16 protein-coding genes are annotated in these 20,178 nt (G+C 69.2%); 10 read left to right on the top strand and 6 right to left on the bottom strand.

Features of this window, described 5'->3' with window-relative positions:
• Window positions 1-78 precede the first annotated feature (78 nt).
• The gene (locus tag ACFYVR_RS21515; RefSeq protein ID WP_387476941.1) at window positions 79-1,122 is read right to left on the bottom strand and encodes an FAD-dependent monooxygenase; all 1,044 of its coding nucleotides are present in this window, start codon (window positions 1,120-1,122) and stop codon (window positions 79-81) included.
• 97 nt (window positions 1,123-1,219) lie between these two features.
• Between ACFYVR_RS21515 and ACFYVR_RS21510 the strand changes: the two genes are divergently transcribed.
• From ACFYVR_RS21510 to ACFYVR_RS21475, 8 genes are all read left to right on the top strand, one after another.
• Window positions 1,220-1,792, top strand: coding sequence for a TetR/AcrR family transcriptional regulator (locus ACFYVR_RS21510; protein WP_387476939.1), 573 nt, complete (start codon window positions 1,220-1,222; stop codon window positions 1,790-1,792).
• Window positions 1,793-2,074: 282 nt separating this feature from the next.
• Window positions 2,075-6,676, top strand: a complete 4,602-nt coding sequence (gene gltB, locus ACFYVR_RS21505) for a glutamate synthase large subunit (protein ID WP_387476937.1) — start codon at window positions 2,075-2,077, stop codon at window positions 6,674-6,676.
• Window positions 6,669-8,120 (top strand): glutamate synthase subunit beta, encoded by a 1,452-nt coding sequence (locus tag ACFYVR_RS21500; protein ID WP_387476935.1) that lies wholly within the window; start codon window positions 6,669-6,671, stop codon window positions 8,118-8,120. The genes gltB and ACFYVR_RS21500 overlap by 8 nt, the downstream gene beginning before the upstream one ends.
• A 241-nt stretch (window positions 8,121-8,361) precedes the next feature.
• Window positions 8,362-8,532 (top strand): hypothetical protein, encoded by a 171-nt coding sequence (locus ACFYVR_RS21495; RefSeq protein ID WP_387476933.1) that lies wholly within the window; start codon window positions 8,362-8,364, stop codon window positions 8,530-8,532.
• Between the two features lie 138 nt (window positions 8,533-8,670).
• Entirely contained in the window at window positions 8,671-9,867 is a 1,197-nt protein-coding gene (locus ACFYVR_RS21490) for an Ig-like domain-containing protein (RefSeq protein WP_387476931.1), read from the top strand.
• Window positions 9,868-9,906: 39 nt separating this feature from the next.
• Window positions 9,907-11,004, top strand: coding sequence for an Ig-like domain-containing protein (locus ACFYVR_RS21485; RefSeq protein ID WP_387476930.1), 1,098 nt, complete (start codon window positions 9,907-9,909; stop codon window positions 11,002-11,004).
• The gene (locus ACFYVR_RS21480) at window positions 11,001-11,948 is read left to right on the top strand and encodes an Ig-like domain-containing protein (RefSeq protein ID WP_387476928.1); all 948 of its coding nucleotides are present in this window, start codon (window positions 11,001-11,003) and stop codon (window positions 11,946-11,948) included. The genes ACFYVR_RS21485 and ACFYVR_RS21480 overlap by 4 nt, the downstream gene beginning before the upstream one ends.
• A 12-nt stretch (window positions 11,949-11,960) precedes the next feature.
• Complete coding sequence (locus tag ACFYVR_RS21475; RefSeq protein ID WP_387476926.1) at window positions 11,961-12,875, top strand: cutinase family protein; 915 nt, start codon at window positions 11,961-11,963, stop codon at window positions 12,873-12,875.
• Between the two features lie 94 nt (window positions 12,876-12,969).
• On the opposite strand, the gene ACFYVR_RS21470 is transcribed toward ACFYVR_RS21475, so the two are convergent.
• The 3 genes from ACFYVR_RS21470 to ACFYVR_RS21460 form a co-directional block, all read right to left on the bottom strand.
• The gene (locus tag ACFYVR_RS21470) at window positions 12,970-13,269 is read right to left on the bottom strand and encodes a hypothetical protein (RefSeq protein ID WP_387476924.1); all 300 of its coding nucleotides are present in this window, start codon (window positions 13,267-13,269) and stop codon (window positions 12,970-12,972) included.
• 456 nt (window positions 13,270-13,725) lie between these two features.
• Window positions 13,726-13,857, bottom strand: a complete 132-nt coding sequence (locus ACFYVR_RS21465) for a hypothetical protein (protein ID WP_387476922.1) — start codon at window positions 13,855-13,857, stop codon at window positions 13,726-13,728.
• A 214-nt stretch (window positions 13,858-14,071) separates the two neighbouring features.
• Complete coding sequence (locus ACFYVR_RS21460; protein ID WP_387476920.1) at window positions 14,072-15,061, bottom strand: bile acid:sodium symporter family protein; 990 nt, start codon at window positions 15,059-15,061, stop codon at window positions 14,072-14,074.
• A gap of 85 nt (window positions 15,062-15,146) precedes the next feature.
• Between ACFYVR_RS21460 and ACFYVR_RS21455 the strand changes: the two genes are divergently transcribed.
• The gene (locus ACFYVR_RS21455; RefSeq protein ID WP_387477030.1) at window positions 15,147-16,013 is read left to right on the top strand and encodes a LysR family transcriptional regulator; all 867 of its coding nucleotides are present in this window, start codon (window positions 15,147-15,149) and stop codon (window positions 16,011-16,013) included.
• Between the two features lie 85 nt (window positions 16,014-16,098).
• Here the strand turns inward: ACFYVR_RS21455 and ACFYVR_RS21450 are convergent, their stop codons facing one another.
• Complete coding sequence (locus ACFYVR_RS21450) at window positions 16,099-17,457, bottom strand: MFS transporter (RefSeq protein ID WP_387476918.1); 1,359 nt, start codon at window positions 17,455-17,457, stop codon at window positions 16,099-16,101.
• 184 nt (window positions 17,458-17,641) lie between these two features.
• On the opposite strand from ACFYVR_RS21450, the gene ACFYVR_RS21445 reads away from it, so the two are divergent.
• Window positions 17,642-18,853, top strand: coding sequence for a PucR family transcriptional regulator (locus ACFYVR_RS21445; protein WP_387476916.1), 1,212 nt, complete (start codon window positions 17,642-17,644; stop codon window positions 18,851-18,853).
• Here ACFYVR_RS21445 and ACFYVR_RS21440 read toward each other — a convergent pair.
• Window positions 18,840-19,922: a zinc-binding dehydrogenase gene (locus ACFYVR_RS21440; protein WP_387476914.1), complete on the bottom strand. Its 1,083-nt coding sequence runs from the start codon at window positions 19,920-19,922 to the stop codon at window positions 18,840-18,842. The genes ACFYVR_RS21445 and ACFYVR_RS21440 overlap by 14 nt on opposite strands.
• Window positions 19,923-20,178: the final 256 nt, after the last annotated feature.

Raw genomic sequence — 20,178 nt, 5'->3', positions numbered from 1 at the left:
CACAGACGGGTGAAGTCACGGTCCGGTCACGCTATGGTTACCGACAGCACTGGCCGCAGCTGACACGATTCGCTGCGGTCAGTAGTCATTTCTGGACAATTTTCGTCCCGCCTCCGTTACCGTCCCGAGAACCGCGTCACGCAATCGTGTTCCCCGGTGGGTCGTGGCGACCCGCGCCAGCGCCGCCGAGCCCCGCACGAGCATGCGGGTGCGGATCCGGCGGGCCCGGTCGTAGCGGCGCAGTGCGGTCGCGATGTCGGGGCACTCGGTCAGCGCGCGGGCGAGGGTGACGGCGTCGACGACCGCCTCGCATGCTCCGCGGCCCAGGTTCGGGGCCATCGCGTGGGCGGCGTCTCCGATCAGCGCAACGTTGCCACGGACGTACGACGGTAGCGGCGGGGACTGCGACAGGTCGTGGTGGAGCAGCGCGTCCGGGTCGAGCCGGTCGAGGATGTCGCGGACATCGGCATGCCACGAACCGAATCTGTTGCGCAGGAACGGGATTCCTCCGTCCGCCGATCCGGGTTCGATGCGGACGGCGGCGAAGAAGTTGATCAGGTCGCCGTCGCGCGGGGTGACGCCGAACAGTGCCCCGGCGTCCCAGGTCTCGACCGCGGAGTCCGCGTTCCCGGGCACCCACCCGCGCCACGCGGCCATCCCGATCGGCCGCGCCCGGTACCGCGGGCCGAACAGGGTGTCGCGGACCGTGCTGCCGATGCCGTCGGCGCCGATCACCACATCGGCGTCGGTGGGCGGCTCGGTCACCGGGGACGAGAACCGCAGGACGCCGGCGGGCAGCGGCTCGGCGAGCGCGCGCAGCAGCACCGGCCGCGACACCAGGATCGGCGAGTTTCCGCGGACGTCGAGGCGGGCGATGGTCGACCCGTCGGGACGCAGGATCGCCCCGGAGGTCTGGACGACACCGACGGCACGGATCAGTTCGCTCACTCCGATCGCGCCGAGGGCCGCCATGGCCGCCGGCCACATGCCGAGGGCGGTACCGGTGTCGGGGAGGGTCGCGGCCCGTTCGTGCACCCGGACGTCCCATCCGGCGGCGACCAGGCGATCTGCGGCGGCGAGTCCGCCGATACCGCCTCCGATGATCGTTGCGGTGCCTCTCATGACCTCACGGTACTACCGATGTAGTGGACAAAACTACGGATGTAGTGCCCTTCACTACTGATGTAGTCACGGTCACTACCTCTGTAGTGTCCGGTTCATGGCCGGTAACCGGGAGCGTGCGCTCGACGCCGCGATCGAGGTTCTCGGCACGCAGGGGCTGCGCGCCCTCACCCACCGCGCCGTCGACACCGCCGCGGGACTTCCTCAGGGCTCGACCTCGAACTGGTTCCGCACCCGATCCGCGCTGGTGGACGCCGTACTGGTCAGGCTGGTGGAGCACGATCGCGGCGACTGGGACCGCCTCGGCGCCGCCCGCCTGCCCGCGACCCTGACCGAACTGGCCGACGGGCTCACCGGCTACGTGCGGCTGGCCACGGGTGAGCACCGGGCGCGGACGACGGCCCGGCTGGTGCTGTTCGCCGCCGCCTCGACCGATCCCGCTCTGGTGAGCCCCATCTCCAGCGGTCGCGCCGACCTGCTCGAGTGGGGCACCATGATGTTGGCCATGCTCGGATCGCCGGATCCGGCCGGGCAGAGCCGAATGCTCACCGACTATCTGGACGGCGTGATCCTGCACCAACTGGCCGCGCCGGCCGAGCAGATCGACCCGAGGCCGGGAATTGTTACATTGCTGGCCGCGTTCTTCGGTACCGAACGGGGTCGGATCTGACCGGTCGGTCGGTGCTCCACCCGAGGTCAACAGGGGTAAGAGGGTAACCTAAGTTGGCACCGGGTGGGGGTTCTGAATTATCGTTCTCGGAACATGCTGGACACACAGTGGTCCAGAGGGCCACTCAGCCACGCCGACGGAGGCGGGAATCTCCCGCCGACCGACCGCGGCGACCGCTGGGTGGGCGCGCCGATCCGACGCTGTGTCGGCGCTCGTTTTGCCACGTGATGGCCATCAGCGTTGCTGGTCGTCTGTGCATTTCCACGCACACGAAGGCTAGGTATGAAGCAATTTCCAGGCCACCGGTCTCTCGGACCCCAGGGCCTCTATGACCCCGCGAACGAGCACGACGCCTGTGGTGTCGCGTTCGTCGTCGACATGCACGGTCGTCGCAGCCGCGACATCGTCGACAAGGCGATCACCGCTCTGGTGAACCTCGAGCACCGCGGTGCGGCCGGCGCGGAACCGAACAGCGGCGACGGTGCGGGCATCCTCCTGCAGGTCCCCGACTCGTTCCTCCGTGCGGTCATCGACTTCGAGCTGCCCGCCGAGGGCGCCTACGCGACCGGTATCGGATTCCTGCCGCAGGGTTCCGCCGCCGCCGACGAGGCTGCCGCGGGTGTCGAGAAGATCGCCGCCGAGGAGGGCCTGACGGTTCTCGGCTGGCGCGAGGTCCCCACCGACGGTTCGTCGCTCGGTGCGATGGCCCGCGACGCGATGCCGACGTTCCGGCAGGTGTTCCTGGCCGCCGCCGATGCGTCGGTCACCGGTATGGATCTGGAGCGCCGCGCGTACGTGATCCGCAAGCGCGTCGAGCACGAGCTCGGTGACGGCGGAGCCGGCGCCGACGGCCCGGGCCGCGAGTCGGTGTACTTCCCCAGCCTGTCCGGGCAGACCATCGTCTACAAGGGCATGCTGACCACGCCGCAGCTCAAGAGCTTCTACCTCGACCTGCAGGACGAGCGGATGGAGTCCGCGCTGGGCCTGGTGCACTCGCGCTTCTCCACCAACACCTTCCCGTCGTGGCCGCTGGCGCACCCGTTCCGCCGCGTCGCCCACAACGGCGAGATCAACACCGTCACCGGCAACGAGAACTGGATGCGGGCCCGTGAGGCGCTCATCGAGTCCGACGTGTTCGGCGAGGGCAAGCTCGAGAAGATCTTCCCCGTCTGTACGCCCGGCGCGTCCGACACCGCCCGGTTCGACGAGGTCCTCGAGATGCTGCACCTCGGTGGCCGCAGCCTGCCGCACGCCGTGCTGATGATGATCCCCGAGGCGTGGGAGCGGCACGAGTCGATGGACCCGGCCCGCAAGGCGTTCTACGAGTACCACTCCGCGCTCATGGAGGCGTGGGACGGACCGGCGTCGGTGTGCTTCACCGACGGCACCGTCATCGGCGCCGTGCTCGACCGCAACGGCCTGCGCCCGAGCCGCGTCTGGGTCACCGACGACGGCCTCGTCGTCATGGCCTCCGAGGTCGGTGTCCTCGACATCGATCCGGAGAAGGTGATCCGCAAGACCCGCCTGCAGCCGGGCCGCATGTTCCTCGTGGACACCGCGCAGGGCCGTATCGTCTCCGACGACGAGATCAAGTCCGAGCTCGCCGCGGCGGAGCCGTACCAGGAGTGGCTCGACGCCGGCCTGGTCCGCATGGAGGACCTGCCCGAGCGCGAGTACGTGCACATGAACCACGAGCGCGTGCTGATCCGTCAGCAGGTGTTCGGCTACACCAACGAGGAACTGAACCTCCTCGTCGCCCCGATGGCGAAGACCGGTGGCGAGGCGCTCGGCTCCATGGGCACCGACACCCCGATCGCGGTGCTCTCGACCCGCCCGCGGATGCTGTTCGACTACTTCCAGCAGCTGTTCGCACAGGTCACCAACCCGCCGCTGGACGCCATCCGCGAGGAGGTCGTCACCAGCATCATGGGCACCGTCGGCCCCGAGCGCGACCTGCTCAACCCGGGTCCGGACTCCTGCAAGCAGCTGCTGCTGCCGTCGCCGATCCTGCACAACGACGACCTCGCGAAGCTGGTCCACGTCAACGACGACGGTGAGTTCCCCGGCTTCCGCACGGTGGTCGTGCCCGGTCTGTACCGGGTCGCGGACGGCGGTGAGGGCCTGCGCGTGGCGCTCGACAACGTCCGGCACCAGGTGTCGCAGGCGATCGCGGGCGGCGCCAAGTTCATCGTGCTCACCGACCGGAACTCGAACGAGACGTTCGCGCCGATCCCGTCGCTGCTGCTGACCTCGGCCGTGCACCACCACCTGGTGCGCGAGCGGTCCCGCACGAAGGTCGGCCTGGTCGTCGAGGCCGGTGACGCCCGCGAGGTGCACCACATGGCGGCGCTCGTCGGCTTCGGTGCGGCGGCGATCAACCCGTACATGGCCTTCGAGACGATCGAGGACATGATCGAGTCGGGCGAGCTGACCGGCGTCACGTTCGACAAGGGTGTGCAGAACTACATCAAGGCCGCGGGCAAGGGTGTGCTCAAGGTGATGTCCAAGATGGGCATCTCCACCCTCGCGTCGTACACCGGTGCGCAGCTGTTCCAGGTCATCGGCCTGTCGCAGGAGCTCGTCGACGAGTACTTCACCGGCCTGAACTCGCAGCTCGACGGCATCGGCCTCGACGAGATCGCGGCCGACGTCGCGTCCCGCCACGGCCGGGCGTACCTGAACCGTCCCACCGAGCGCGCGCACCGCGAGCTCGAGGTGGGCGGCGAGTACCAGTGGCGTCGTGAGGGCGAGTACCACCTGTTCAACCCGGACACGGTGTTCAAGCTGCAGCACGCGACCCGCACCGGCCAGTACTCGATCTTCAAGGAGTACACGAAGATGGTCGACGACCAGTCCGAGCGACTGGCGTCCCTGCGCGGCCTCTTCAAGTTCAAGACCGGTGTGCGCGAATCGATCTCGATCGACGAGGTCGAGCCGGCCAGCGAGATCGTCAAGCGGTTCTCGACGGGCGCGATGAGCTACGGCTCCATCTCGGCCGAGGCCCACGAGACCCTCGCGATCGCGATGAACCGTCTCGGTGCCCGCTCCAACTCGGGTGAGGGCGGCGAGGACGTGCGTCGCTTCGACGTCGAGGAGAACGGCGACTGGCGTCGGTCCGCGATCAAGCAGGTCGCGTCGGGACGTTTCGGCGTCACCTCGCACTACCTGACGAACTGCACCGACATCCAGATCAAGATGGCGCAGGGTGCCAAGCCGGGTGAGGGTGGCCAGCTGCCCCCGCACAAGGTGTACCCGTGGGTCGCCGAGGTGCGCGGTTCGACGCCGGGCGTCGGCCTGATCTCGCCGCCGCCGCACCACGACATCTACTCGATCGAGGATCTCGCTCAGCTGATCCACGACCTGAAGAACGCCAACCCGCAGGCCCGCATCCACGTGAAGCTGGTCTCCGAGGTCGGCGTCGGCACCGTCGCCGCGGGTGTGTCGAAGGCACACGCCGACGTCGTGCTCATCTCCGGTCACGACGGCGGCACCGGTGCCTCCCCGCTGACCTCGCTCAAGCACGCGGGTGCGCCGTGGGAGCTCGGCCTCGCCGAGACCCAGCAGACGCTGCTGCTCAACGGTCTGCGTGACCGGATCGTGGTGCAGGTCGACGGCCAGATGAAGACGGGCCGCGACGTGATGATCGCGACGCTGCTCGGCGGCGAGGAGTTCGGTTTCGCCACCGCGCCGCTGGTGGTGTCCGGCTGCATCATGATGCGGGTCTGCCACCTCGACACCTGCCCCGTGGGTGTCGCGACGCAGAACCCGCTGCTGCGCAGCCGCTTCACCGGCAAGCCGGAGTTCGTCGAGAACTTCTTCATGTTCATCGCCGAGGAGGTGCGCGAGCTGCTCGCCGAGCTGGGCTTCCGCACCCTCAACGAGGCGGTCGGCCAGGTCGAGCTGCTCGACACCACGAAGGCGCAGGAGGTGTGGAAGGCGTCCAAGCTGGACTTGTCCCCGATCCTCGCGGCGCCCGAGACGGTGTTCCCGGATCAGGACCTGTACTGCAGCGGCACCCAGGACCACGCGCTAGACAAGGCGCTGGACCAGGAGCTGATCGTCCAGGCCCGGCCGGCGATCGACAACGGCACCGCCGTGAAGATCGAGTCGAAGATCACCAACGTCAACCGGACGGTCGGCACCATGCTCGGCCACGAGGTGACCAAGGCGTACGGCGGCGCAGGCCTGCCGGACGACACCATCGACATCACCTTCACCGGCTCCGCGGGCAACAGCTTCGGCGCCTTCGTGCCGAAGGGCATGACGCTGCGGCTGCAGGGCGACGCGAACGACTTCGTCGGCAAGGGCCTGTCCGGTGGACGCATCGTGGTGCGCCCGCCGCTGCAGGCGGCGGACGGGTTCGTCGCCGAGGACAACATCATCGCCGGCAACGTCATCCTGTTCGGTGCCACCGGCGGCGAGGCGTTCATCCGCGGTGTCGCGGGCGAGCGGTTCGCGGTGCGCAACTCGGGTGCGACCGCGGTCGTCGAGGGCGTCGGCGATCACGGCTGTGAGTACATGACCGGCGGTCGTGTGGTCATCCTCGGCCAGACGGGACGCAACTTCGGCGCGGGCATGTCCGGCGGTGTCGCGTTCGTCTACAACGCAGACAAGTCCTTCGAGGCCAACCTCAACACCGAGCTGGTGGACCTCGAGGACCTCGAGCACGACGACTTCGCCTGGCTCAAGGGCGTCGTCGAGCGGCATCGGGACACGACCGGATCCGAGGTCGCCGCGCGCATCCTCGCCGACTGGTCGCAGCAGGTCAATCACTTCGCGAAGGTCATGCCGCGCGACTACAAGAAGGTGCTCGTGGCGATCGACACCGCGAAGAAGAACGGAACGAACGTGGACGAGGCGATCATGGAGGCAGCTCGTGGCTGATCCGAATGGCTTCCTCAAGCACACCTCCCGCGAGACCCCGGTCCGGCGGCCGGTGCCGCTGCGCCTGCTCGACTGGAAGGAGGTGTACGAGGACTTCGACTCGAACACCCTCCGCACCCAGGCCAGCCGCTGCATGGACTGCGGTATCCCCTTCTGCCACAACGGTTGTCCTCTGGGGAACCTGATTCCCGAGTGGAACGACCTGATCTACAAGGATCGGTGGCGCGAGGGCTTCGACCGGCTGCACGCGACGAACAACTTCCCGGAGTTCACCGGGCGGCTGTGCCCGGCCCCGTGTGAGGCGTCCTGCGTCCTGGGCATCAACCAGGACCCGGTCACCATCAAGCAGGTCGAGGTCGAGATCATCGACCGCGCCTTCGACGAGGGCTGGGTCAAGCCGATCCGGCCGTCCAGCCTCACCGGCAAGAAGGTCGCGGTCGTCGGTTCCGGCCCGGCGGGTCTGGCCGCAGCGCAGCAGCTGACCCGCGCCGGACACACGGTGACGGTGTTCGAGCGCGCGGACCGCATCGGCGGTCTGCTGCGTTACGGCATCCCCGAGTTCAAGATGGAGAAGCGGCACATCGACCGCCGCCTGGTCCAGATGGAGTCCGAGGGCACCGTCTTCCGGACCGGCGTCAACGTCGGTGTCGACATCACCGCGGACGAGCTCAAGGCCGAGTTCGACGCGGTCGTGCTCGCCGGCGGCGCCACCGACGCCCGCGACCTGCCGATCCCCGGCCGGGAGCTCGACGGCGTCCACCAGGCGATGGAGTTCCTGCCGATCGCCAACCGCGTGCAGCTCGGCGATCTCGACGCCCCGACCATCACGGCCGAGGGCAAGAAGGTCGTCATCATCGGTGGCGGCGACACCGGCGCCGACTGCCTGGGCACCTCGCTGCGTCAGGGCGCGGAGATCGTGCACCAGTTCGAGATCATGCCGCGTCCGCCGGAGACCCGCGCGGACTCCACCCCGTGGCCGACGTACCCGCTCATGTACCGGGTGTCCTCGGCGCACGAGGAGGGCGGCGAGCGGGTGTTCTCCGTGAACACCGAGCAGTTCGTCGGCGAGAACGGCAAGGTCACCGGCCTGAAGGCGCACGAGGTGCAGATGGTCGACGGCCGCTTCCAGAAGGTGGAGGGCTCGGACTTCGAGCTCGAGACCGACCTGGTGCTGCTCGCGATGGGCTTCGTCGGACCGGAGAAGCCCGGCCTGCTCACCGATCTCGGTGTGGACCTCACCGACCGCGGCAACGTCGCCCGGTCGAACGAGTGGGTCACCAACGTCGACGGCGTCTTCGTCGCCGGTGACATGGGCCGCGGTCAGTCCCTGATCGTGTGGGCCATCGCGGAGGGTCGCGCGTGCGCGGCCGCCGTGGACAAGTTCCTCGAGGGTGAGACCGCACTGCCCTCGCCGATCGTGCCGTCAGCCGCTCCCCAGCGGTAGGCACCGGGCGCCGGTCAGCGTCGCCCGGCACCTCTTCAGCAACCCGCCGTCCCGGATCCGTCCGGGGCGGCGGGTTTCGCTTTCACCAGTGGGTTCTCACAAACTGAACGAATGTCCATCAATCTTGGACGGATGTACAGCAAAATCGTTCGTGATCTTTTCGTGACGGGTATCTTCCTCGGCTGACATGTGACTGTGATCACAACATGGGCCACCTCGTGTGGTTCCCGAGGAGGTAGCCGTGCACCTGAGTCTGCCCCGTCGCCTCGCGGCACCGATGATCGCGGCCTCGGCCGCCGTCGCCACCTACACCGGCGTGACCACCCGGGCCACCCTCACCAACAACAGCGACGGCGGCGTCACCGCCACTGCAGCAGCGGCTGCACGTTCCTCGTCGGCGGGTTCGTGGTGAAGAACGGCCAACCCGTCGTCCTCCGAGACCAGGTACACGGTTCCCGCCAACCACCCGTTCGGCGTCTACGACAGCGGCGTTCTCGTCGGCGCCCCGAACACCTGGTCCTCGGGCGACCGCGGCGGCAATCCGTTCAACGTGAAGGTCGAGGTCGCCGACCCGTCGGTGAACACGACCACCGACCTGCAGGTGCCCGCGACCGCCAAGACGGGTGAGCCCGTCACCCTCACCGCCAACGTCGGCCCGGCGAACGCGGTCGGCTCCGTCCAGTTCAAGGACGGCGCCGCGAACATCGGCGGCCCGGTGACCGTCTCGGGTGGCGTCGCCACCCTGTCGCACACCTTCGACGCGGTCGGTGCGCACGCCGTCACCGCCACGTTCACCGCGGGCGCCGGCTTCCACGATTCCGTGTCCGGAGCGAAGACCGTCGACGTCACGGCCGACACCACCACGACCCTGAGTGCTCCGGCCACCGCCGTGGTCGGGGACGGCGTCACCTTCACCGCCACCGTCACGCCGTCGGGTGCGACCGGGCAGGTGCAGTTCACCACCGGCGCAACGAATCTCGGTGCGCCCGTAGCCGTGGTGAACGGGCAGGTCACACTGACGCACAGGTTCGTCGAGGCCGGCTCGCACGACGTCACCGCGAACTTCGTCGGCACCGGGGGGTACCTGAACTCCACGTCCGCCGCGTCCGCGCTCAGCGTCACCGATGCCGACTTCGGCACCACCACCACCACCGTCACCTCGCCGGGCAACGCTGTGGTCGGCACCCCGGTCAACCTGTCCGCCATCGTCTTTCCGATCCCCAGAGGCGGTGACGTGCGATTCCTGATCGACGGCACCGTGATCGGGACCGCCCCCGTCGGCACCGGTGACGGTGTCGCGGTCCTGCCGCACACCTTCGACTCCGCGGGCACCGCGAACGTGGTCGCCGAGTACACCGGTACCACCGGATTCACCCCGTCCTCCTCCGCCGGCTTCTCCGTCACCGTGACCGAGCCCGACACCCGCGCGGCCACCTCGACGGCCCTTGCGGTGACGGGTGGTGCGGTCGTCGGTCAGGCCGTCACCCTCACTGCCACGATCGATCCCGCCAACGCCGACGGCACCGTGCAGTTCAGGGCGGGCACCACCGCGATCGGTGCTCCCGTCCCGGTGGTCAACGGAGTCGCCACCCTCACGCACACCTTCGACACCGAGGGCACCTACGCGGTGACCGCCGGCTTCGTCGGTGGCGGCGGATTCAAGGACTCGATCTCCGGACCGACCGTGCTCACCGTCTCCGCCCCGAGCACTCCCGGCGGTACCGGCAGCGCCACCTTCGGTTCCTGACGGCAATCCGGCATCATCGACCCAGCTGTAGGAGAATTCGTGCAGAACAAGAAGATTCGCCGGCTCGTCACACCCCTCGGTGTCGGCGTCGTCGCCGGCGCCACTGTGCTGGCCGGCGTGCCGGCCCAGGCGGTGCCCAGCACCGTCACCTTCGACAACACGTGCCTGGCGACGCCGTCCGCGGTCGCCGGGCCGCAGAGCCAGACTCAGGAAGCGTCGATCGTGGTGGACGCGCCGGCGTCCGTGAATGCGGGGGAGGAGTACGACGTCGTGGTGACGGCGCCGCCGCTCAGCGTCCCGAACTCGAACTCCGGCTCGGCACTGCAGAGCGTGTCCCGGCTCAAGGTCGACATGGAGGTGCCGCAGAACGCGTCGATCGTCAGTTCCGAGATCGTCGCGGGCACCAGCTCCGGACTCAGTGGTGTGGCGCCGAACCTGTTGCGGGTCAACGAGTCCGGCGCCGTGGATGCGAACGGCACGATCCTGCGGCTGTCCGGCAACAACCAGGTCATCGGCAACAGCCCCACCGCGAGCAAGAATTCCCGGGGCGGCATCGTCGCCCTGGCGCAGCCGGGCACGAACACCGTGTTCCAACTGCCCCAGGTGAAGGTCCGGCTCGAGGCCGGGCCGTCGGGCACGGTGGACGTCAAGCTCCGCACCGCGGGCGAGGCCGGGACCTACGGCAACGACAAGAACTATCTGACGTTCCTTCCGGAGGCGACGCTCCTCATCACCGCGTGGGCGCCCACGCAGTGCTCGCCGCGCGACAGTTCGACCGCTCCGCTCAACTCGGGTGCCGGCCCGCTGGCCTCGACACGGATCGTGGAGGCGGACAAGCAGACCACCACCACGGTGTCCGCGCCGGGCGCGGTCAAGAACGGTGACGAGGTCACGCTCACCGCCGACGTCGATCCCGCCGCGAACGGTGGCACCGTGCAGTTCTCCGTCGACGGGACGCCGATCGGCGGGCCGGTGAACGTCGTGAACGGGGCGGCGACGACGGCCCACACCTTCGACACCGACGGGGACCACGCGGTCACGGCCGTGTACTCGGGCGCCACCGGGTTCGTCGGGTCGACGTCCGCGCCGAAGAGGTCAGCGTCAGCACCGACGACATCGTCACCAGTGTCGCGATGACGGCACCGACGAAGGCGTACGTCGGCCAGGACGTCAATCTGTACGCGCAGGTGACCCCCGCGGTCCAGGGCGGCACGGTGGAGTTCACCGTCGACGGCGGTGACAAGGTGACCGGGACGGTCGGCAGCGACGGTGTCGCGGTCGCGCCCTACACGTTCACCGCCACCGGCACGCACAGCGTGGTCGCCCGGTACTCGGGCACCGCGGGAGTCGCCGCATCCGTCGCACCGGCGTACCCGGTCAGCGTCACGAACGCCCCGGCCGCGGATGTGCAGACCACCACCACCCTCGCGCCGGTCGGGACCGTCGTGACGGGTCAGCCGGTCACGTTGACGGCGTCGGTCGTCCCGTCCAACGCCACCGGCACGGTGCAGTTCAAGCTCGGCGACGAGCCGCTCGGCGCTCCGGTACCGGTGGTGAACGGGACGGCGACGCTGCCGACGACGTTCGCCGGCGCGGGCACGTTCAACGTCACCGCCGAGTTCGTCGGTTCGGCCGGCTTCATCGACTCGGCGTCGGCGCCGCAGACGTTGACCGTGCCCGGGGTGCCGGCTCGGGCCAGCGCTCAGACTCCCGCGGTGAGCGCGACCGTCAGCGGCACCAGGGTGAGGAAGCAGACCGCGACCACGAACAGGCCGATCACCAGCACGCGGTTCCACCGTCCGCGCGCGCCACTCGCCGCGGTGACGAAGAGGACGAAGCCGATGCAGACGGAGCCGATGGTGAGCAGGACCGGGGTGTCGACCATGCCGTCATTCTCGCCCGCACGCGCCCGCGCGAGGTCGTCGGGACCGGCGATTGGGGTGTGCGGCGGGCAATTTCGATATGAACTCGATGTCGACCGGTTTGCCGGGGTAACGTTTCTTCACCACTTGTGCATCTTTTGGACACATCACGGTGTCAGCATCGCCTGGTCGGTTGATCAGGTGAGCAGGAACATGTAGGGGGTTGGCTCGATGAGCCTGAGGAAGTTCGTGGCGACGGCCGCGGCGGTCGTCGGTGTCGCTGCGGGTGTGCTGGCTGTCGCAGCGCCGGCGCAGGCAGCTCCCGGAAGCTGCCCGAGCCTGTATGTGGTCGCGATCCCCGGGACATGGGAGACCGGCGACACCGCCGAGAAACAGGGCGGCCCGGGCATGCTCGCGGACGTCACGAACCGACTGCGTGGCGCCGACATCCGCGCCGACTACGTCCAGTACTCCGCGACCGCGTTCCCGTGGGAGGGTGAGGTGTACGGGGCGTCGAGGAAGCAGGCCACGGACAACGCCCGCGGCATGCTCGAGGCGATGCAGGCGAGTTGCGGGAACACCCGCTTCGGGATCATCGGCTACAGCCAGGGCGCCGACGCGGCCGGCGATCTGGCGAACGAGATCGGCACCGGACTCAGCTCCATCCGGCCGGAGCGCGTCGCCGCGGTCGGACTGCTGTCGGATCCGAAGCGTTCTCCCACCGACGTGCTGATCGGACCGTGGGTGCCCGGCGGCGGCGCCGGCGGCCCGCGGCCCGGCGGATTCGGCTGGATCAGCGACCGCACCGTGACGTTCTGCGCACCGGGCGACCTGTACTGCTCCACCGAGCAGCAGGACTACGTCACCCGGATGGCCGGGTTCGCGGCTACCAACTCCGACCCCGGGTCCTCGGATTCGCCGAACTACGTGCCGGAGGCCGGCGCCATTCTCGGTGACCTGTTCCAGGCCGGCGGGATCCCCGTCCTGCAGCAGCAGCTGTCCGAGCCCGCGAACGACCAGCGTGTCGGTCAGCTCACCCAGTTCTACGGGTCGGGCGCACACCAGAACTACCAGAGCTACGTCGTCGACGGCGCGGGCAACACCCCGACCAGCTGGCTCGCGGGTTGGTTGCGCGACAAGGCCTGAGCACCCCACCGGCCGAGGGGCGTGCTCGTCTCTCGGCCGGAGACGGGTCTGTCGTGGGGACATCCTCGTCCGTCACAACAGACCCGCCGGACCGCTACGAGCCGAAGAAGATCTCGGTGGGAATCTCGGCCTGCGGGAACTGCTGGTGGAACTGCTGGATCTGCGGTGCGAACTGCGGGTACCGCTGCTTGAGCTGATCGACCCTCCGCTCCAGGTCCTGGTTCTGTCCCTGGTTCTGGGGACCCTGGTTCTGGTTCTGGTTCTGCCCCTGGTTCTGGTTCTGGCTATGTCCCGGATTCTGGGCGGGATCGGCACTGGCGACACCCGCCCCGATCCCGACGGCCGCGAGTCCGAGGGTGCCGACAGTGGCTGCCTTGATCAGTATCTTCTTCACGGATGTACCTCCTCGTCGACGGCAAATCCTCGCCGTTCTCGAACCTTTCCTTCTGACAAGATTCATCATTGGCGAGCTTGCTGGGCCGCCGGTGTGGAGGAGATGAAAGGTTCCTGCCAGTCGCCGCACTCGGATTCGTGCGGTGTCGTCGGCGCCGAGCGTGACCATGTGTGACCGCTCCTGAAGGGACTGGGATTTCCGGAATCGGGGGCTCGTGTCCGCGCGCGTGCGCGGCGGGATGACGGATGTCGTGTCACTGCAACGCTCCTCGGGGAACGTCACGGTCGGCATCGCAGGTCGTATGTCGTCCGGGGCGGGTGACGACCGGCGCGTTCGTCCACAGGTGTGGAAAAGGCTGTGCAGCAATGTGGATGGCGCAGGTCGACCCGCCCCGTACGTGCCGGCACCCCCGTCCCTTGGTCAGGGGCGGGGGTGCCGAGGGGGAGTGGCCTGGGGTCAGCTGCCGAAGAACAGTGCCGGTGCCTGGTGCTGCGCCTGGGGGACCTGGGGCAGGGGTGCCTGCGGGCCGAAGCCGCCGGGGATCTGGAGGGCGTTGTTGATGGCGTGGTGGAAGTGGTTGATATCCATGGGTTCTGTTCTACGGACCGAGTCTGGCCGGGTGGTGGCAGGAGCCTGGCATTCGCCCGTCAGTTGGGTCGGTGGATTGCCAGAAAGGACCAATCGTCGGCATGCCTGCGGAGACGGCCTGTCCCCATTCGGGTGGGCGAGTCCGGTGCGCGACGCGTCCGCTTCGGGGAAATTGGATCCGATCCCCGCGAAGGGAAGGGGTCGACGCGGAGTTCTAGGCGGTCGGTACCGGGACGGGAAGGCGTGTGGCCAGCCGCGCCGCGATCGCTGCGCAGGTGAGCAGCTGGATCTGGTGGAACAGCATGAGCGGCATCACGATCAGGCCGATCGGCTGGCCGGGGAACAGCACCGTCGCCATCGGGAGGCCGGTGGCGAGGGATTTCGTCGAACCGCAGAACAGGATCGCGGCGCGGTCCTCGTACTCGAAGCCGAGGCGGGCCGAGCCGTACCAGGTGAGCGCGAGGACGATCGCGAGCAGCACGATGCAGACGCCGACGAGGGCCAGCAGCCGCCCGACCGAGAGCATCGACCAGATGCCCTCGTTCATGCCGCGGCTGAACGCCACGTACACGACCAGCATGATCGAGCCGCGGTCCACGAGCTTGAGCGGCTTGCCGTGCTCCTTGACCCATCCGCCGATCCACCGTCGCAGCAGCTGGCCCGCGACGAACGGGACGAGCAGCATGAGCACGATCTCGACGACCGCGGATGCGCTGAACGTCACGCCCTGCGTCGACATGGTCAGGGCGACGAAGACCGGGGTGACGAAGATCCCGAGCATGCTCGACGCACTGGACGACACCACGGCGCCGGGGATGTTGCCGCGAGCCACGGACACCAGCGCGATCGCCGACTGGACGGTCGAGGGCAGCAGGCACAGGTAGAGCAGGCCGAGGTACAGCGGATCGGTCAGGACCGACGGCACGAGCACCTTCGCCGCGAGCCCGAGCAGCGGGAACACCACGAACGTGGTCGCCAGGATGGTGGCGTGCAGGCGCCAGTGCTTGAGGCCCTCGATCGCCTCCTGCGTGGACAGCCGCGCTCCGTAGAGGAAGAAGAGCAGGCCGATGGCGATCTTCGCCGCCCAGGCGACGGTGTCGAGGGCGACGCCCTGCGCCGGCAGCAGCGCCGCGACCGCGACGGTCGTGAGGATGGCGAGCAGGAACGGGTCGAGCCGTCCGAGCAGGGGGAACTTCGAGAGCATCACTAGACGGTAAATGCCAGGCCGGTCATTCGTGAACTCGATTGCTGTGATTACTGCGATCACGAATCGTGATTGGATGGGTGTCGTGTACGACCCGATCCAGCTGCGCAGCTTCCTCGCCGTCGAGCGTGAACGCGGTTTCTCGGCCGCCGCTCGCCGCCTCGGCATGCGTCAGTCCACCGTCAGTCAGCACGTCGCCAAGCTCGAGCAGGCCGTCGGCCGGCAGTTGTTCCTCCGGGACACCCACCGGGTGGAGCTGACCGCAGACGGGTCCGCGATGGTCGGCTTCGCGCAGGACATCCTCGACCGGCAGGAGGCCGCCCAGCGGTACTTCGCGGGATCGACGGTCAGCGGCCGGCTCCGGTTCGGTGCGTCGGAGGATCTGGTGCTCAACGAGCTGCCGGAGATCCTCGGCGAATTCCGGCGCGGCCACCCCCGGGTGGACCTCGAGCTGACGGTGGGACTGAGCGAGGATCTGCACCGGGCGCTGGCCGACAACACGCTCGACCTGATGTTCGGCAAGCGGCGGCCGGGTGAGCAGCACGGCGAGCTCATCTTCCGTGACCGGCTCGCCTTCCATGCCGCGCCGGGATTCGTCCTGGACCCGGACGGACCGGTCCCGCTGGTGACCTACCCGCCGCCGTCGCTGACGCGGGAGGTGGCACTGGACGTTCTGCGCCGCACCGGACGCGGAGCCCGCGTCACCTGCACCACCGACAGCCTCAACGGTCTGCGCGCGGCCGCGCTCGCCGGACTCGGTGTGGTGCTGCACGCCGGGAGCCTCCCACCGCCCGGCCTCGAACCCGTTCGGGGACACGGACTTCCGGATGCCGGCGAGATCGAGTTCGTCCTGGTGTCGCGCCGCACCCTGCTGAGCGAACCGGAATCCGCGCTGCGCGAGGTGATCCTCACGAACGCGGACCGCCTGCGGGCCCGGAGCGGTCCGCGCTGACGGCCCCGACGCGCCGCCAGCGGCTCGTCCAGGCCGGACCGACCGGACGAGCCGCTGGAAGAAGGTGTGGAACGGGTCCCCGGACTCAGACGGTGAGCTGCTTCTCCCCGGCCTGGACGAGCCGCGTCCGCAGGACGAGCAGCAGGCCCACGGCCATCGCCATGAATGCGCCGACCACCCACAGCCCGGCCTTCGACGAGCCGGTCGCGTCGAGGAGCCATCCGGTCACGTACGGGGCCAGCAGGCCGGCGGACGCACCGATCGTGTTCACCAGGGCGATGCCCGCGGCGGCGCCGGCGCCGGTGAGGAAGGTCGTCGGCAGGTACCAGAAGATCGGGAGGGCGGAGAAGATGCCGATCGCGGTCAGGCTGATGACGACCATCGTGAGGAACGGGCTGTTCATGTACATCGCGACGGGCACGCTGACCGTGGCCAGGACGGCGGGTGCGATGACGTGCCACATGCGTTCCTGGTGCCGGTCGGACCGGCGGGACCACAGGATCATCGCGATCGAGGCGAGCAGGAACGGGATCGCGACGATCAGCCCGTTCTGGGCGATCGAGAACGTCGTGTCGAACTGCTTCGCGAATCCGGCGACGATCGTGGGCAGGAAGAAGCTGATCGCGAAGAGGCCGTAGCCGATGCCGAAGTAGGTCAGGCCGAGCAGCCACACCATCGGGTTGCGCAGCGAGCTGCGGGCCGAGACGTGACCGGTCACGGCCGTCTGGGAGTGCTCGGACTCCATCTTCCGGTCGAGCCAGGTGCGTTCCTCCACTGTGAGCCACTTCGCGTGGCGCGGACGGTCGGTCAGGTAGAACCAGGCGACGAGGCCGAGCACGACGGTCGGGATGCCCTCGACGAGGAACATCACGCGCCAGCCCTCGAGGCCGAACAGTCCGTGCCAGTACTGGATGATCGCCGCCGAGATCGGCGAGCCGAGCGCACTCGAGAGCGGCAGCGCGACCATGAACACGCCGACCAACCGGACGCGCACGGACCGCGGGAACCAGAACATCAGGTAGAGCATGATGCCCGGGAAGAACCCGGCTTCGGCGACGCCGAGCATCACGCGGGAGATGTTCAGCCAGGTCGCGTTGGGCACGAACGCCATGAGAGCGGCGATGGCGCCCCAGGAGACCAGGATGCGGGCGATCCAGCGGCGCGCCCCGAATTTGTGGAGCGCCAGGTTGCTCGGCACCTCGAGCAGGATGTAGCCGACGAAGAACAGGCCGCTGGCGAGGCCGTACATGGTCTCGGTCAGGCCGAGGTCCTCGCTCATCGTCAGCTTCGCGAACGAGATGTTCGTGCGGTCGATGTAGTTGAGGAAGTACGCCAGACCCAGGAACGGGATCAGGCGCATCGCGACCTTCCGCATCACGCGGTTCGCCATCTGGTCGTTCTCCTCCGGCACCGGCGGGGCCGTCAGGTGGGTTGGTGACGTCATCGTCGCTCCAGTCTCGTCTCCAGGACCCGTCGCCTGGTGACGGGCTCATCCACCTTGCACCCGGGGTGACCTGCGTCACGACCGTTGGCTGACGAAGCCCCGACACCCAGTTTCCTCTCTTTGTCGAAGGCCGGTCCTCGGCGGCCCGGTCTCGGCGGAGCGGCCCGCGGGTACGATCCGCCACATGTCGCGGGACAGCGTGCAGGCCGTCGTCGACCGGTTCGCCGACGAGCTCGGCCGGTCGGTCGTCGTCAACGACCCCGACGTGCGGATGCTGTTCGCGAGCCGCCACTTCGGTGACGAGGACCCCGTCCGGATCCGCGCGATGCTCAACCGCGACGCGGGCAGTGAGGCGATCGGTTTCCTGCTCTCGAGCGGCGTCGGTCACTGGACCCGGCCCGGCCGCATCCCGGGCTCCGAGGCGCTCGGTCTGCACGCCCGGGCGGGTGTCCCGATCCGGTGGCGCGGCGAGGTGCTCGGAATGATCCTGGTGATCGACGCCGACGGCAGCGTCACCGACGCCGATCTCGACCGCATCGGTGAGGTGGCCGCGGAGATCGCGCCGCTGATGGTCGCCGACAGCGCACCGCAGGACTCGGCGCGGTCGGAGGCGGCTGTGGCCGCGGTGCTCGGCGCCGACGAGGCGGCCCGCGAGGCAGCTCTCGCGGAGCTGCACGCTGCGCCGGGTGAAATCCGGGTCGTCACACTGTCTTTCGGCCCCGGAACCGACGCAGATCTGACGGCGATCGCCCTGCGTCACGCACTGGTGGCGGCGCGCTCACGCAGCCGCGGCGACGCCCTGCACACGGTCACCGGCCACACCGGTCACCTCGTGTATCTCGCCACCGCGGCGCGCGGTCTCGACACGGTCGTCGCGGAGGCGACGGCGATGGCCCGTGATGCCGCCGACGTCGCGGGTCGGGGCGCGACGGTCACGGCCGGGGTGGGGGCGCCGGCCCCGGGACTCGCCGACGCGTGGCTCTCCGCCCGGCAGGCGGGGCTGGCGGCAACCATCGCACGACGGCTCGGCGCCGATCCGGTGGTGGCCTGGGAACGCGCCGGGGTGCTCGGCGTCCTCGCGCGGATCCCGACCGCCGAACTCGACGTCACCGCCGTGCCCCACGAACTCCGTCGCCTCGCCGAGGTCGACCGGTCCGGACGCCTCCTCGACACCCTGCGGGCCTTCCTCGACCACGCCGGATCGGGGCCCGCCGCGGCCGACGCCCTGTTCATCCACCGCACCACGCTGTACTACCGGCTGGACCGGATCCGCGACGCGATCGGCGTCGACCTCGACGACGGCAACGTGCGGCTGCACCTGCACCTGGGTCTGCGCGTCGCGGATCTGATGCGGGCCGAGGGGCTCGACCCGTTCCCCGCGCTCAGCGCGCGCTGACCGCCGCCGCCGGCACGACGCTTCCCTCGCGCAGGCCCTGCGGGTAGAGCACCACCTTGCACGCGTCGGCCGTGAGCAGGTCGATCGCCGTCTCGACATCCTCGAGTTCCATCCGGTGCGAGATCAGTCGGGACAGGTCGACGGACCCGGCCGCGACGAGGCCGGTGAGCTCGGTCCACGAATCCCAGATGCGGCGACCGAAGCTGCCCTTGAGGGTGAGGCCGCGGCTGATCAGGTGCCGGGTCGCACTCAGTTCCAGCGGACGGTTCGTCAGCCCGACGCTGACGACGGTCCCCTCGCGGCGCGCGACCTGCAGCCCGGCCTCGAGGGCGGGCACTGCACCGGAACACTCGAGCACCAGGTCCACGCCCTCGGCGGGCCCGGTCAGTTCGTGCACCCGCTCGGCCAGCTCCTCGCCCGCCTCCAGCAGCGTGCCGCCGAGGTCGGCCGCCATCGCGGCGCGGTGCGGGTTCGGCTCGACCACCAGCACATGCGCGCCCTTCGCCCGCGCGATCTGCAGCGCCGCGAGCCCGATGGGGCCGGCGCCGCTGACCAGCACGTGGGCGCCGTCGAGGTCGAGCCCACTGCGCTGCACCGCGTGCATCGCGCTGCCCGCGGGCTCGAGCAGCGCGGCCGCCTCGAGGGTCAGTTCGTCCGGGAGCCGGAAGCACGTCGACGCCGGCAGCACGACGCGTTCGGCGAACGCGCCGTCGACGGTCAGGCCGAGCAGATCCATGTGCAGGCAGTTGTGGCCGTTGCCGCGGCGGCACTGGAAGCAGTCCCCGCACGCCACATGCGTCTCGACCGCGACCCGGTCTCCGACACGCAGCGTCGTGACGTCCCGCGCCGTCTCGACGACGGTGCCCGCGCACTCGTGGCCGGTGACCACGGGCAGTCGCAGCCCCAGGTCGCGGACCGACGGCCCGTACTCGTACGTCTCCCGGTCGGTGCCGCACACCGACACCGCGCCCACCTCGAGACGCACCTGGCCGGGCGCGAGGTCCCTCTCGCGATGGTCGGTCACCAGGTCGAATCCCGGCTCGGGCGCGGTCTTGAGCACTGCTCGCACGACGTCACTCCTCGTTCTCGGTCGATGTCCGTCCAGTCTCGAGGTGACGCCCGTCACCGGGCATCGAGCCGGGAGTGAGGAAACGTCCCGATCTTTCCTCCCGCTGTCGCAAGCGGCCCCCAGGGCGCCACGCCTGCGTCCTTCGACAACGAGAGGAATTCGCGGCGGGACCTCTCGTCGGACGACGGTTCAACCGCGCCCGATCCGCGGGCGACCATGTCTCGGCGTGGGGACGTGATCCGCCTCACGCGAGTCG

This window comes from Rhodococcus sp. NPDC003318, from assembly GCF_042879035.1.
Classification (GTDB): Bacteria; Actinomycetota; Actinomycetes; order Mycobacteriales; family Mycobacteriaceae; genus Rhodococcus_G.
Note: the sequence above shows the minus strand (reverse complement) of the source record. Positions and strands in the feature narration are given on the sequence as shown.

Coding starts and splice junctions, on each gene's coding strand:
- ACFYVR_RS21465 (WP_387476922.1), bottom strand. CDS start 13,857: ATGGATATCAACCACTTCCACCACGCCATCAACAACGCCCTCCAGATC.
- ACFYVR_RS21510 (WP_387476939.1), top strand. CDS start 1,220: ATGGCCGGTAACCGGGAGCGTGCGCTCGACGCCGCGATCGAGGTTCTC.
- ACFYVR_RS21450 (WP_387476918.1), bottom strand. CDS start 17,457: ATGACGTCACCAACCCACCTGACGGCCCCGCCGGTGCCGGAGGAGAAC.
- ACFYVR_RS21475 (WP_387476926.1), top strand. CDS start 11,961: ATGAGCCTGAGGAAGTTCGTGGCGACGGCCGCGGCGGTCGTCGGTGTC.
- ACFYVR_RS21480 (WP_387476928.1), top strand. CDS start 11,001: ATGACGGCACCGACGAAGGCGTACGTCGGCCAGGACGTCAATCTGTAC.
- ACFYVR_RS21515 (WP_387476941.1), bottom strand. CDS start 1,122: ATGAGAGGCACCGCAACGATCATCGGAGGCGGTATCGGCGGACTCGCC.
- gltB (WP_387476937.1), top strand. CDS start 2,075: ATGAAGCAATTTCCAGGCCACCGGTCTCTCGGACCCCAGGGCCTCTAT.
- ACFYVR_RS21460 (WP_387476920.1), bottom strand. CDS start 15,061: ATGCTCTCGAAGTTCCCCCTGCTCGGACGGCTCGACCCGTTCCTGCTC.
- ACFYVR_RS21445 (WP_387476916.1), top strand. CDS start 17,642: ATGTCGCGGGACAGCGTGCAGGCCGTCGTCGACCGGTTCGCCGACGAG.